The following is a 13,537-nucleotide window of genomic DNA, read 5'->3' on the forward strand; positions in this document are numbered from 1 at the left end:
TGTCCCGGAAACTGACGCACCGTTCAGCAACGTGTGTCAGACTGCCGCGGTGCCGGACCAAGTCTTCACGGATCTCACGCTCGCCGCGTTCTACGACAGCCTCAACCCCTGGGGCCCGGACGACGACTTCTATCTCGGGCTGGTGCGTCGGGCCCGCTCGGTGCTGGACATCGGGTGCGGCACCGGGCGGCTGCTGCGGCGGGCCCGGGCCGAGGGGCACCGCGGCCGGCTGACCGGGCTCGATCCGGCCGCCGCCATGCTCGTACAGGCACGCCGGGCCCGGCCGGACGTCGAGTGGGTCCTCGGGGACGCGCGGGTGCGCCGGTGGGACGGGGAGTTCGACCTCGTCGTCATGACCGGGCACGCCTTCCAGGAGCTGGTCGGGGACGAGGAGATCCGCCGCTGTCTGCGGGCGGCCCGGGAGGCGCTGGGCGAGGACGGGCGGTTCGTGTTCGAGACCCGCAACCCGGCCGCCCGCGCCTGGGAGCGGTGGACTCCCGACCGGGTGCACGAGTTCGGGACCGGCGACGGCAGCACCGTACGGGTGTGGCACGAGGTCCAGGAGTGGGAGCCCGGCGCCGGCCGGGTGCGGTTCACCGAGACCTACGACGCCGACGGCTGGCCGGCGCCCCGGGCCTGCCCCAGCGTCCTGCGGTTCCTGGACCCGCAGTCCCTGGCCGGCTTCCTCGGCGAGGCCGGGCTGGCCGTCGTCGAGCAGTACGGCGACTGGGCGCGGGGCCCGGTCACCGCCGCCGCGCCCGAGATCATCACGGTGGCCCGGCGCGCTTGAGTACGCCTACTCATGCCTCCCGGGCCCCGGGCGCCGCAGAGTGGGGGGCGGAGGTGTGCGGATGCGGAGGACACGGGCGGCCGCAGGGCTGCTGGCGCTGATCCTGGCGGGGCTCGGCACCGGGTGCTCGGTCGAGCCGTCGGTGCAGGACCTGCGCAACCAGGCCGAGTCACCCGAGGCGAGGTCCCACCGGGCGGCCGCGGAGCGGCGGATCCACGCCCTGGTCGCGCGGCTGAGCGCGGTCGAGGGGCTGGAGCACATCGGGACGCGGCTCACCGACACCTGTTACCAGCCGCCCAGCTCGCTCTTCGACAGCGACCGGTCGCCGAACTCCCTGGAGTGCCGGATGGGGGCCGTCGCCTACTTCGGCGTCCGGGGCCGGATCACCGACGTACTCCCCCGCCTCCGCGCGGCCCGGATCGCCGCCTGGGGGCCCCGGGACGCCACCGGGGACGAGGTGCCCAGCGCGACGGGCACCGTGTCCTTCGCCCTGGACTACTACCGCGAGCACGGCCGCTTCCAGGACGGCACCCCGATGCCCGCCCCGGTGCTCAAGGCTCCGGGGCTGTCCGTCGACTGGGACCGCCCGGGCGCACCCCGGCCGCACCGCGTCGCGGAGCCCGCCGCGTGCTCCCGCCCGACCCGGTTCACCGTCCACGAGCGCTGCACCACCACCCCGCGCGCCCCACTGTCCCTGACGGCCGCCCGCACCCGCTACGGCACCCTGCTGAGCCTCACCGTCGACGACTCGGACTCCCCCGAGCCCACCTACTACACGGCCCGCCGGAGCGGTCTCTAGCCTCCGGCGCCCTCCTCCCCCTGCTCCACGGCAGTCAGGGCCGGGTCCAGGACGATGTCCTCCTCGCGGGCCGTGGTGGTGGGCTCCTCCGGGAAGTGGCAGGCGGTCAGATGGCCCTCCCGGTTGCCGGATATGCGCTCCAGCGGCGGCTCCTCGGCCGCGCACTTCTCCGTCGCCTTCCAGCAGCGGGTGCGGAAGCGGCAGCCGGAGGGCGGGGCGATGGGGGACGGCACGTCGCCGGCCAGCCGGATCCGCTCGCGCGGCTCCTCGTCCGCCGTCAGCTCCGGTACGGCGGACAGCAGGGCGTGGGTGTAGGGGTGGCGCGGGCGGGTGTAGAGGGACGCGCGGTCGCCCATCTCGACGATCTTGCCGAGGTACATCACCGCCACCCGCTGGGAGAAGTGCCGTACGACGGCCAGGTCGTGGGCGATGAACAGGAACGCGATGCCCAGCTCCCGCTGCACCTGCTGGAGCAGGTTGACCACCTGTGCCTGGATCGACACGTCGAGGGCGGAGACCGGCTCGTCGGCGACGATCAGCTTCGGGTTCAGGGCCAGCGCGCGGGCGACACCGATGCGCTGGCGCTGACCGCCGGAGAACTCGTGCGGGAAGCGGTTGTAGTGCTCGGGGTTGAGACCGACGATCTCCAGGAGTTCCCGGACGCGCTTCTCGCGACCGCCCTCGGGTCTGATCCCGTTGATCTCCATCGGCCCGGAGACGATCGTGCCGACGGTCTGGCGCGGGTTCAGCGACGCGTACGGATCCTGGAAGATCATCTGTATCTCGGAGCGGATCGGCGCCAGTTGTCTGCGCGTCGCATGGCTGATGTCCCGGCCCCGGTACGTGATCGTGCCGGCCGTCGGTTCCAGCAGCCGGGTGATCAGCCGGCCCGTGGTCGACTTGCCGCAGCCCGACTCGCCGACCAGGCCGAAGCTCTCCCCGGCGCGCACGGTCAGGTCGATGCCGTCGACGGCCTGCACCCGGCCGACCGTACGGCGGACGGGAAAGCCTCCCTTGACCGGGAAGTGCTTGGTCAGCCCGGAGACCCGCAGCAGGTCCTCTTCCATGGTGTCCCTCCTCACGACAGCCGCACCCGCGGGTCGATGAAGGCGTACGTCGCGTCGACGACGATGTTGAAGAGCAGGATCATGCTGGCGGCGAACAGCATCACCCCGAGCAGCAGCGGCAGATCACTGAAGAGAACCGCCTGGACGGCGAGTTGGCCGATGCCCGGCAGACCGAAGGTGTACTCGGTGATGATGGCGCCGCCGAACAGGGAGCCGAGGTCGATGCCGAAGATGGTGACGATCGGGATGAGCGAACCCCGCCAGGCGTAGCGGAAGAAGACATACCGCCGGGACATGCCCTTGGCGCGGGCGGTGCGGACGTGTTCCTCCTGGAGCTGCTCGATCATCGAGGACCGGGCCATCCGGGTGTACTGCGCGGCGAAGATCGTGGAGAGCACGGCCCAGGGGATCAGCAGCCCGGTGAACCAGCCGACGGGGTCGTGGGTGAACTCGTTGTAGGCGGGTTTGGCGAACCAGTGGGTCTGGTAGACGAACACGGCCAGCACCAGTGGGCCGAGGAAGTAGATCTGGAGCGAGCTGACGACCATGGCGCCCGCGGTGGCCGTCTTGTCGATCAGCGTGCCGCGCCGCCAGGCGGCCAGCAGCCCGGTGCCGAGGCCGACGGCCAGGAAGCACACGGCCGCGCCCAGGGTGAGCGAGACGGTGGTGGGCAGCCGGTCCGTCAGCGTGCCCCAGACCTGCTCGTCGGTGTGGTACGAGTAGCCGAAACAGGGCGCCGGGCACGGTCCCTGGGCGAAGCTGTCGCTGCCCAGGAACACATTGTGCAGGAAGATCAAGTACTGCTCGGTGAGCGGCTTGTCCAGGCCGAGCACATGGTGGATGTTCGCGAGGCTGCCCGGGTTGCAGGTCTTGCCGCACATCAGCAGCGCCGGGTCCCGGGGCACCCCGAAGAACAGCGCGAACGTGACGATGCTCAGCAGGAACAGGATGACGACGGCGCCGAGGGTCCGGCGGACGAGGAAGCGCAGCACGGCCGGTCACTTGATGTAGAGGCAGCGGGGGTCGATGCTGCCGATCACGTCGTCGTAGACGAGGCCGCCGACCCGGGAGCCGGCGATCTGGACCTGCTTGTAGTAGGCGGTCGGGACCTCGTTCACCACCTTGGTGAGCAGGTACTTGTCGACCTTCTCCCACTCGGCCGCGGCCTTGGCGGGGTCGGCGATCCGGCCGATGCGGTCGATCTCGCTGTTCACGTGGGGGTCGTTGAGCTGGGAGTAGTTCGACGCGCCGTCGGCGATCTGGCGGCCGTCGTACAGCGGCGGGATGACCGTCCCGCCGGACGGCCAGTCGGCGGCCCACGAGGTGTGGAAGATGTCGTAGTCGTTGTCGAGCTTGGAGACCTGGTCGAAGTAGGTCTCGGAGGGGATCTCCCGGCGCTGGACGTCGAAGCCGGCCTTCTTCAGGCCCGCCGCCATGGCGGTGGAGTACTGCTGGCCCTCGTTGGTGTTCGTGTAGCCGAAGGTCAGCTTCATGTGGAGCTTGCCGGCCGCCTGGAGCAGCTTCCTGGCCCTGGCCGGGTCGCCCTCGGGGTGCTTCTTCTTGCCGAACGGGTCGAAGGCGGGGTCGTAGCCGGGGACGGTCGGGGAGATCAGGCCGCCCGCGACCTCCATGGCGTCGCTGCCGCCGTAGGCCCGCACGAACGGGGTGATCGGCAGGGCGTACGCGATGGCCCGGCGGACCCGGATGTCCTTCATCTCGGGCTTGCTCAGGTTGATGTTCATCTGGCCGACGTAGGGCTGGTAGCCGGAGACCGTGCGGGACCTGAGCTTCGGGTCCCGCAGGACCTGGGACAGGTTGCCCGCGTCGACCTGGTTGTTGAAGCTGAGGCCGGCCCGGTCGGGGCCGCTGTCCGCCAGCAGCGCCTTGGTGGAGGTCTCGAACTGCTGGTTGAAGACGATGTTGAAGCGGTCCACGTACTGGTGCCGGATGGGGTCCGTCCTCGGGTCCCATGCGGGGTTTCTGACCAGCACCATCGACTTGCCGGACTTGAAGGACTGGATCTTGTACGGGCCGGTGGTGACGGGGTTCTTGTCGTACTGCTGCCGGGTGTCGCCCTTGGCGGACACGATGGAGTAGCCGGCCATGGCGAGCGCGTACGGCAGGTCCGGGTGGGGCTTGGCGAAGTGGAAGACGATGGTCTTCGCGTCGGGCGTCGAAAGGACGCTGTCCGGCAGGTGTCTGCCCTTGTAGGGGCCGTCCGGGAGCAGCTTGCGGTAGCCCGCGCCGTCGGTGCCGGCCAGCCACTGCTGGAGGTAGGCGGGGCCCTGGGTGATGAAGGGCGCGAAGAGCCGCTCGACGGTCTGCCGGACGTCCTTGGAGGTGATCGGGGTGCCGTCGGCGAACCTGATCCCGTCCTTGAGGGTGTACTTCCAGGTCCTGCCGCCGTCGGTGGTGGTGCCGGAGTCGGTGGCGAGGTCGCCGACCACCTCGTGCCGGTGGCCGTCGTTGCCGGTCGCCTTGTAGCCGGTGAGGCCGCGGTGGATCAGCTGGGCGAGCGACATCTGGTCGAAGACATAGATCTGGGCGGGGTCCAGGTGGGCGTAGGAGTCGCGCTGGAGCACCTCCATGGTGCCGCCGGACCTGGCGCCGGGCACGGGCGCCGCGGGCCCGGTGGAGTCGGCCGTACCGCCGAACTTGATGGGGGCCTGCTGGCGTCGTGCGTTCTGCTGGTCCTTCCGGTTGTCGCCGCCGCTGCCGCTGCCGCCCTTGCTGCAACCCGTGAGCACGAGAGCTCCGGCCGCGAGGACGCAGAGCGCGCCGTGGAGTTGACGTCCACCCCTGTTCATCACGCGATTCCCACCCATCTGTGTGTCACCGGGACCGTGGAGGTGCGATGGAAGTGCCGTGCGCTTGCCTGAGGTGCCGTGCGGTTGTCCGAAGTACCGTGTGCGCTTGCCTGAAGTGCCGGTTCAGTGCGCGGTCTTGGGGTCGAAGGCGTCCCTGACCGAGTCCCCGAGCAGGTTGAAGGCGACGACGAAGACGATCATCGACACGCCGGGGAAGAACATGTAGGTGATGTCGTTCTGCATCACCAGCTGGGTGGACGCCTTGGCGAACATCTGCCCCCAGTCCGGCGTCGGTTCGACGATGCCGACGCCCAGGTAGGACAGCCCGGCCTCGGCGGTCACGAAGTTGGGCAGCAGGTACGTCGCCTGCACCAGCAGCGGGGTGACGGTGTTCGGCAGGATCTCCCTGCGGATGATCCGCCACGGCGAGGCCCCGCTGATCCTCGCCGCGTCGATGAACTCCCGTTCGCGCAGGGCCAGTGTGGTGCCGCGCAGGATCCGGCCGAGGCCCATCCAGCCGAGGAACCACTGGACCAGGACGAGGGCGACGACCCGGACGTAGGTGGGGGTCTCGTCGCGGGGGCTGACGAACAGCGAGACGACGACGGGCATGCTCGCGATGAAGAACAGCTGGGCCGGGAAGGCGAGCAGGAAGTCGATGACCCGGCCGATGAGGTAGTCGGCCCGGCCGCCGAGGTAGCCGGCCGTGACGCCGAGCAGGATGCCGGTGACGACGACCGCGAGGGTGACCGCGACCGAGATCATCAGCGAGGTGCGGATGCCGTAGAGGAGCTTGGTGAAGACGTCGTACCCGTTGCCGGGTTCGAGTCCGAACCAGAACTCGCCGCTGATGCCGCCGTTGGGCCGCACCGGCACTCCGGCGCTGTCGAAGAGTTCGGGACGTTCGTCCGCGTACACGGTGTAGGGGTCCTTGCCGTACCCCTTGGCTATCAGCGGGGCGAGCAGGCCGAGCAGGAAGAAGCAGCCCACCACGCAGGCCGAGAGCACACCCGTGCGGTCGCGTCGGAAACGCAGCCACATGAGCCGGCCGGGTGACCGGCCCTCGATCTTGCCAGGAGTTGTCACGGTTCGCCCACTTCACCCGAAGGAATGTGACTCCGCGTGTTCACTCAATGACCCGAGCGCTGTCCGCAAACTACCCCTGAAAGCGGGCGGCAAAAAGCCCGGGCACCCCGCCATGGGGTGCCCGGGCTCGACTGCCCGTGGATCAGCCGTGCTTGGCGCGGCTCGCGGCGCGGGCCCGCTCACGCTGGTCCAGGTTGACCTTGCGGATGCGGACCGCCTCCGGGGTCACCTCGACGCACTCGTCGTCGCGGCAGAACTCCAGCGACTGCTCCAGCGACAGCTTGCGCGGCGGGACGATGGACTCGGAGACGTCAGCGGTCGAGGACCGCATGTTCGTGAGCTTCTTCTCCTTGGTGATGTTGACGTCCATGTCGTCGGAGCGCGAGTTCTCGCCGACGATCATGCCCTCGTACACCTCGGTGCCCGGCTCGACGAACAGCACGCCGCGCTCCTGGAGGTTCGTCATCGCGAACGCGGTGACGGCACCGGCGCGGTCGGCGACCAGGGAGCCGTTGTTACGGGTCTGGAGGGTGCCGAACCAGGGCTCGAAGCCCTCGTGGATCGAGTGCCCGATGCCCGTACCGCGGGTCTGGGTCAGGAACTCGGTCCGGAAGCCGATGAGACCGCGCGACGGCACGACGAACTCCATGCGCACCCAGCCGGAGCCGTGGTTGGACATGTTGTCCATACGGCCCTTGCGGACACCCATGAGCTGCGTGACCGCGCCCATGTGCTCCTCGGGCACGTCGATCGTCATGCGCTCGACGGGCTCGTACGTCTTGCCGTCGATCTCCTTGGTGACGACCTGCGGCTTGCCGATGGTCAGCTCGAAGCCTTCCCGGCGCATGGTCTCGACCAGGATGGCGAGCGCCAGCTCACCACGGCCCTGGACCTCCCAGGCGTCCGGACGGTCCGTCTCCAGGACGCGCAGCGAGACGTTACCGATCAGCTCGCGGTCCAGGCGGTCCTTGACCTGACGGGCGGTGACCTTGCGGTCCTTGACGGCCGACTTCGCGTCGGCGCCCTTGCCGGTGCCGCCCCGGCCGACCAGCGGCGAGGTGTTGGTGCCGATGGTCATGGAGATCGCGGGCTCGTCGACCGTGATCAGCGGCAGCGGGATCGGGTTCTCGGGGTCGGCGAGGGTCTCGCCGATCATGATGTCGGCGATACCGGCGACGGCACAGATGTCACCCGGGCCGGCCACCTCGGCAGGCTTGCGGGTGAGCGCCTCGGTCATCAGCAGCTCGGAGATGCGGACGTTGCTGATGGAGCCGTCGCGCTTGATCCACGCGACCGTCTGGCCCTTGCGCAGCTCGCCCTGCTCGACGCGCAGCAGCGCGATACGGCCGAGGAAGTTGTCGGCGTCCAGGTTGGTGACGTGCGCCTGGAGCGGGGCGTCCTCGTCGTAGGTCGGAGCCGGGATGTGCTCCAGGATCGTCGAGAAGAACGGCTCCAGGCTGTTGGAGTCGGCCGGGACCGTGCCGTTCTCCGGCTTGGTCAGCGAGGCGATGCCGTCACGGCCGCAGGCGTAGACGATCGGGAACTCGATCTGCTCCTCGTCCGCGTCCAGGTCGAGGAAGAGGTCGTACGTCTCGTTGACGACCTCGTCGATGCGGGAGTCCGGGCGGTCCGTCTTGTTGATGCACAGGATGACGGGGAGCCGCTGCTGGAGCGCCTTGCGCAGCACGAAGCGGGTCTGCGGGAGCGGGCCCTCGGAGGCGTCCACGAGCAGCACGACACCGTCGACCATCGACAGACCGCGCTCGACCTCGCCACCGAAGTCGGCGTGGCCGGGGGTGTCGATGATGTTGATCGTGATCGGGTCCCCGCCGTCCTTGGGGTGGTACTTCACCGCCGTGTTCTTGGCGAGGATCGTGATGCCCTTCTCACGCTCCAGGTCGTTCGAGTCCATCATGCGGTCGTCGACCGAGTCGAGCTGGTGGGCGGCGAAGGCACCGGCCTGCTTCAGCATGCCGTCGACGATGGTGGTCTTGCCGTGGTCGACGTGGGCGACGATGGCGACGTTGCGGATGTCGTGGCGCGTGGCCATAGGTTGCCGTACTCCCGGAGTGTGAGGAACGCCCTGCGCGTACATCTGTGCCGCGCGGGCCCTGCCGGGCTGGACACGCCACGGCCTTACCCCATGGTACGTGTCCTCCGCACCAAGGGCTCGCCGGGCCGATTTCCGCTAGCTGTTGCGGGGGCTCGGGGAGATCTTCGCGCCCTTCTTCAGATAGCCCATGTCCTCGTAGACCGGGGTCTGGAAGCCGAAGGCCCCGGCGTTCACCAGGTTCCTGCGCACCCCGACCAACTGGGGCCGCTGGTACAGCGGGATCGACCCGGCCGTCGCCCAGATCCGGGCGTCGGCCTTCCTGATCAGGTCCCGGGCCTCGTCCTCGTCGAGGGTCGCCGCCGCCTGGTCGAAGAGCTGGTCCACCTGGTCGGTGCCGACCCGGGTGTAGTTCTGCTCGATGTTCACCGAGCCGTCGGCCGCCGCCACCGGCTTGGCGTAGATCGGCCGGGCGTCGGTCGCCGGGAAGGGGGTCGCCGGCCACGAGTACAGGGCGAGGTCGTAGTCGCCGGCGGCGATGTGGTCCTTGAAGAAGCTCTCGTCCGGGACCTTGCTGATCGTGGTGCGGACCCCGACCTTCTCCAGCATCGCGGAGATCCGCTCCGCGACCCGGTTCAGCGTCTCGGAGCCCGGCCCGGAGGGCAGCACGAAGCGGAGCAGCAGGGCCTTGCCGTCCTTGGCGAGCGGCGCGGCCGGTGCGGCGGCCGGTGCCGCCGTGCCCTGGGGGGCGTAGGCGCCGGGCGCGCCCCCGTGCTTGCCCTCCTGCGCGAGGTGCCGGTCCCCGGTGTCGCCCCGCCCGCCGTTCTTGTCGTCCTCGCCGACGATGTACTCGCCGTCCTTGCCGCCGTCGGACTTCTTCTCCTCGCTCGCGTGGTCGTCGCCCGTGTGGTCGTCGCTCTCGGGGCCGGCCGCCTTCTCGCCCTTCTTCTCCTCCTTGACCGGCCCTCCGGCCACCCAGCCCGCGTCGGTGAGCAGCGCCTGGGCCTCCTTGGTGTCCGGGCCGCCGACGGCGCCGCTGTTGTCGGCGTAGTCGGCCTGGCCGGCCAGGGCGAGGTGGCTGCCGACCGGGACGGCGGGCAGGCCGAGCGGGGTGAGCACCAGCTTGGCCAGTTCCTCGCGGTCCAGGGCGCGGGCGACGGCCCGGCGGACCCGCTCGTCGGCGAGGGGGCCCGCGGAGCCGTTGAGGGCGAGCTGGGTGTAGGCGGGCTCCAGCGACCTGCGCACGTCGAAGCCGCGCAGGGCCTGCTGCTGGTCCAGGTAGCGGGTGATCGCCTTGCGCAGCTTCTTCTTGCCGGTGGGCACCTTGTCCTCGTCGAAGCCGTGCGCCAGCGCCCAGGAGCGCAGCTTCTTCACCGAGGTCTTGCCGGCGCCCTGGAGCGGGTTGGCGGTGCCCTGGGCGGCGAGCCCGATCCGCTCGGCCTCGGCGGAGTCGATGTCGGCGAGGTCCACGCTGCCGTCGGCGAGCGCGGCGGCCCGCTTGTCGCGGGGTACGGCGTGCAGCACGATCTCGTCCAGCTTGGCCGGCCTGCCCCACCAGCGCGGGTTGCGGGTGAGGACGACGTCCTTGGCGGCGGTGTCGACCTTCTCCACCTTGAACGGCCCGGCGGTGACCTTGAGCTTGCGCCGGGCGCCGTCGTTGAAGGCGTCCGGGGTGCCCATGACGTCCTTCGGGTACAGCGGGGAGAACAGCGACTTCCAGTCGGCGTAGGGGCGGGAGAAGGTGACCCGGACCTGGAGGTCGTTGGCGCCGCGCTCGATCTTCTCGATGCGGTCGTAGCCGGCGTTGCGGGCGGTCCAGTAGGCGCTGTCCTTGCCGGACAGGGCGCGCCACTGGGCGACGAAGTCGGCGGCGCCGATCTCCCGGCCGTCGCTCCAGACGGCCTGCTGGTTCAGCTTGTACAGCACCACCTGGCGCGGCTCGGTCTCGATGACCTTGGCCGATTCCAGATAGGCGGGGTTGGGCACCGGCCGGCCGGTCGCGTCGAGCCGGAACATCGAGGGCAGCACGGCCTGGGCGACGCGGTTGGTGCCGGCGTCGGCGTCGGCCTGGAAGGTGTTCAGGGTCTCGGGCACGGCGTCCACGGCCCATTTCAGGGTGCCGCCGTCGGCGACCAGGTCCCGGGCGGCCAGGGCGATGTCCTGCCCGGCCAGGGGCTTGCCGGCCTCGTCGTCGGAGCCGCAGGCGGTGAGCAGGGGCAGGGCGAGCGCGCCGGCGGTCAGCAGGGCGAGGCCGCGCCGGAGCTGCCGGGCGCCGTTGTTCGGCTGCGGCGCCGTTGCGGCCGCTCGCACATCGCTGCGGTCCCGCGCCCCGTCGGGGCGCTCCCCTGCCGTCGCCGAATACGACATCTCTGCTACCTCCGGGAAGCCGCGAGCGTTATGATCACTTTTGGCGGTATATGGAGCTGATCAGATCTATGCGGCCACTGAAGAGGAAAGGTTCCGGCCAGCGCGGGCGACACGGCGACGAGGGCCTGCAAGCCCACCCGAGCGGCGCAACACACCCGGAAGACGCCTCCCCGCCCGCCCGCCGGAGCCGGGAAAGCGAGGGCAAGCCATGACCGTGCACGACGACATCACCACCGTCCAGCGCTGCCTCGACGACCTCGATCGGTCGCTGGGCCGGCTGGAGAACCAACTCGGCAGGGGTGGCCTGGAGCTCCGCCGGGTCCGGCTGGACGCCGACCACCTGCGCGAGAGTGTGGCGCTGCTGCGCGAGGCGGCGACACCGGCCGGATCCGGCCGGCCCGACCTCGTCACCGTCTCCGACACGCCCTACGACATCAGTCTGTGGACGGACGCGGACGACGAGGGCCTGGGCGCCCGCGACCGGCACGCTCCCTGAGCGGTGGAGCATGCGTAGGCCCCGCCGCTGTCGACGGGGCCGAAGCTCAGCAGGGGTGGGTCGAGGGGGTCAGGGGGTGTGGTTCGAGGGGGTCAGGGGGCGTCCTTCGGCGCGGCGGCGGCACGGCCGGGCCGCTGGGCCAGCGTCTGGAGGCCCAGCCCGGCCATGAAGGCGAGCCAGCCGGTCCACGGCACGGGGCCGTACTGGCGGGCGAGCGGACCCAGGAACAGGAACACCGCGCCGCCGGCGGCGGCCAGCAGGGAGCCGTACCCCCACAGGGCCGGGCGCAGCACCCGGGCGCGCCCCCAGGGCACGATCCAGCCCGTGGTGAGGGTCATCACGCCGCTCAGCCCGAGCAGCCCAAGGACGATGGCACCCGCCACCACCAGGAACATGTGCATGACGGTCAGGGTGCCACCGGGCGAAGCTTTTCCGCCAGATCGTGCGCCGCGTTCCCGCGTATGGATTCCGTCAACTCCGGTGATGTGTCGTACGACATGACGGCGCCCCCTGCCGTGCCGTCGTCCATCCCGTCCCCCTGCCCGTCTCGTCCCCCACCCGTATCCGCCCCGCTCGCGAAGCCGTCTACCTGCCCATACGCTCCGAAATGTGACGTCCTCCCTGATTCGGGGCCGCCCCCGGCGCGCCCATGCGCACATATGGGCGCGGGTGACGCATGTCGTGCTGGGCGCGCTGACGGGGATCGGGTGGCTGGTGTTGCCGGTGACGACCGCCGGCCCCCACGAGCCGGTTCCCCCGGCACCGGCCGGACCGGTGGCGAGCGCCCCCGCACAGCAGCAGGGCGGGACGTCCACGGCCGACCTCGTGCTGCCGCTCCTCGCCGGGGTGGCGGCCGTGACGCTGGCCGGATACGGCTATCTGCGCCGCACCCGGCGCGCCCGGACCCGGACGACCCCGGGCACCGTCTCCGCGACGCCGCCCGCCCCGAGCAGCCCGGCCGAGTCCGAGCGGCAGGCGCGGGCCGCACTGCTGCTCGCCGACGACCGGGTGCGGGCGAGCCGCGAGGAACTCGCCTTCGTCCAGTGCCGTTTCGACAAGCCGGAGACCGAGCCGTTCACGCATGCGCTGCGGGCCGCCGAGACCGAGCTGGCGGCCGCGTTCGCGATCTGGCGGCGGTACGAGCAGGGGGTACCGGAGGATCCCGAGGCCCGGCGGCAGGCCCTGGTGGGGGTGCTCGGCCGGTGCGCGGAGGCGAGCCGGCGCCTGGACGCGGAGACCCCGGCCCTGGACCGGCTCCGGGCGCTGGACGGCGCGGGGCTGCGCCCGGCCCTGGAGACCGCCGAGACCCGGTTCCGCGAGCTGGCCGCACGGACGACCTCGGCCGAGGAGACCCTGCGCGGCCTGCACGACCGGTATCCGCCCTCGGCCACCGGCCCGGTCACCGGGTATCCCGAACGGGCCAAGGACCGGCTGGTGCTCGCCACCTCCCACCTCAACGACGCCCGCCAAGCCGCCGACACGGGCGATCCGGCCCGGGCCGCCGAACGCCTGCGCGCCGGGGAGAGCGCGGTGGCGCAGGCGGCCGTCTTCGTCGACGCGGTGGAGCGCCTGGCGTCCGAGCTGCGCCGGGCCGCGGAGCTGGTCCCGGCCGCGCTGACCGGCGCGGAGGCGGAACTCGCGGCGGCCCGGGAAGGGCGTTCCCGCACTCCACTGACCGAGGGCGACCTGCATGCCCGGCTCGCCCATGCGCGCGGGGTGCTGAACGGGGTACGGCAGGAGCTGATCTCGGGCGCGTACGACCCGCTGGACGCGCTGCGCCGGATCACCCGGGCCGTGGAGCGCCTGGCCACGGGCCGCTCCGGCGTCCTCGACACGGCGGCGCTGCTCGTCGCCCGCAGTTCGGTGGCCGGGGCGGAGGGCTTCATCTCGGCGTACGGCTCGGCAGTGGGCCCGGAGGCCCGCTCGGACCTGGCGGCGGCGGTCCGCGCACTGGCCGCGGGGGCGGCAGCCGAGGCCGACACCCTGGCGGCCCACGCCCGCGCCCTGGCCGAACGGGACGTGCGGGCACAGGGCAACCGGGCGTAGGCCCGTGCTTCCGGATCAGGCCGGCGGTG

11 protein-coding genes are annotated in these 13,537 nt (G+C 71.2%); 4 read left to right on the forward strand and 7 right to left on the reverse strand.

The annotated features are described in order from the left end of the window. Positions 1–49 precede the first annotated feature (49 nt). Positions 50–790, forward strand: coding sequence for a class I SAM-dependent methyltransferase (locus ACZ5CZ_RS16915; RefSeq protein ID WP_468943381.1), 741 nt, complete (start codon positions 50–52; stop codon positions 788–790). Positions 791–851: 61 nt separating this feature from the next. Beyond that, positions 852–1,589, forward strand: a complete 738-nt coding sequence (locus ACZ5CZ_RS16920; protein ID WP_468943383.1) for a hypothetical protein — start codon at positions 852–854, stop codon at positions 1,587–1,589. Here the strand turns inward: ACZ5CZ_RS16920 and ACZ5CZ_RS16925 are convergent. The 6 genes from ACZ5CZ_RS16925 to ACZ5CZ_RS16950 all read right to left on the reverse strand — a co-directional run bounded on the left by ACZ5CZ_RS16925 (position 1,586) and on the right by ACZ5CZ_RS16950 (position 10,966). After that, on the reverse strand, positions 1,586–2,656 hold the full coding sequence (locus ACZ5CZ_RS16925) for an ABC transporter ATP-binding protein (protein ID WP_468943385.1): 1,071 nt from the start codon (positions 2,654–2,656) through the stop codon (positions 1,586–1,588). The genes ACZ5CZ_RS16920 and ACZ5CZ_RS16925 overlap by 4 nt on opposite strands. An 11-nt stretch (positions 2,657–2,667) precedes the next feature. Continuing rightward, positions 2,668–3,648 carry an ABC transporter permease gene (locus ACZ5CZ_RS16930; protein ID WP_385840223.1) on the reverse strand — a complete coding sequence of 327 codons (981 nt, stop codon included), beginning with the start codon at positions 3,646–3,648 and terminating at the stop codon, positions 2,668–2,670. 6 nt (positions 3,649–3,654) lie between these two features. Then, the gene (locus ACZ5CZ_RS16935) at positions 3,655–5,463 is read right to left on the reverse strand and encodes an ABC transporter substrate-binding protein (RefSeq protein ID WP_468943388.1); all 1,809 of its coding nucleotides are present in this window, start codon (positions 5,461–5,463) and stop codon (positions 3,655–3,657) included. Positions 5,464–5,586: 123 nt separating this feature from the next. Continuing rightward, complete coding sequence (locus tag ACZ5CZ_RS16940; RefSeq protein ID WP_468943391.1) at positions 5,587–6,549, reverse strand: ABC transporter permease; 963 nt, start codon at positions 6,547–6,549, stop codon at positions 5,587–5,589. Between the two features lie 142 nt (positions 6,550–6,691). Beyond that, a complete protein-coding gene (typA, locus tag ACZ5CZ_RS16945; protein WP_385840227.1) occupies positions 6,692–8,599 on the reverse strand; it encodes a translational GTPase TypA in 1,908 nt (635 codons plus the stop codon). A 138-nt stretch (positions 8,600–8,737) separates the two neighbouring features. After that, positions 8,738–10,966, reverse strand: coding sequence for an ABC transporter family substrate-binding protein (locus ACZ5CZ_RS16950; protein WP_468943395.1), 2,229 nt, complete (start codon positions 10,964–10,966; stop codon positions 8,738–8,740). Between the two features lie 208 nt (positions 10,967–11,174). Between ACZ5CZ_RS16950 and ACZ5CZ_RS16955 the strand changes: the two genes are divergently transcribed. Beyond that, a complete protein-coding gene (locus ACZ5CZ_RS16955) occupies positions 11,175–11,462 on the forward strand; it encodes a hypothetical protein (protein ID WP_385840230.1) in 288 nt (95 codons plus the stop codon). Between the two features lie 92 nt (positions 11,463–11,554). On the opposite strand, the gene ACZ5CZ_RS16960 is transcribed toward ACZ5CZ_RS16955, so the two are convergent. Then, positions 11,555–11,863 (reverse strand): hypothetical protein, encoded by a 309-nt coding sequence (locus ACZ5CZ_RS16960; protein WP_385840231.1) that lies wholly within the window; start codon positions 11,861–11,863, stop codon positions 11,555–11,557. A gap of 208 nt (positions 11,864–12,071) precedes the next feature. Between ACZ5CZ_RS16960 and ACZ5CZ_RS16965 the strand changes: the two genes are divergently transcribed. Then, complete coding sequence (locus ACZ5CZ_RS16965) at positions 12,072–13,508, forward strand: hypothetical protein (RefSeq protein ID WP_468943398.1); 1,437 nt, start codon at positions 12,072–12,074, stop codon at positions 13,506–13,508. The last annotated feature ends 29 nt before the right edge of the window (positions 13,509–13,537 follow it).

Source organism: Streptomyces sp. NPDC031418, assembly GCF_055581605.1.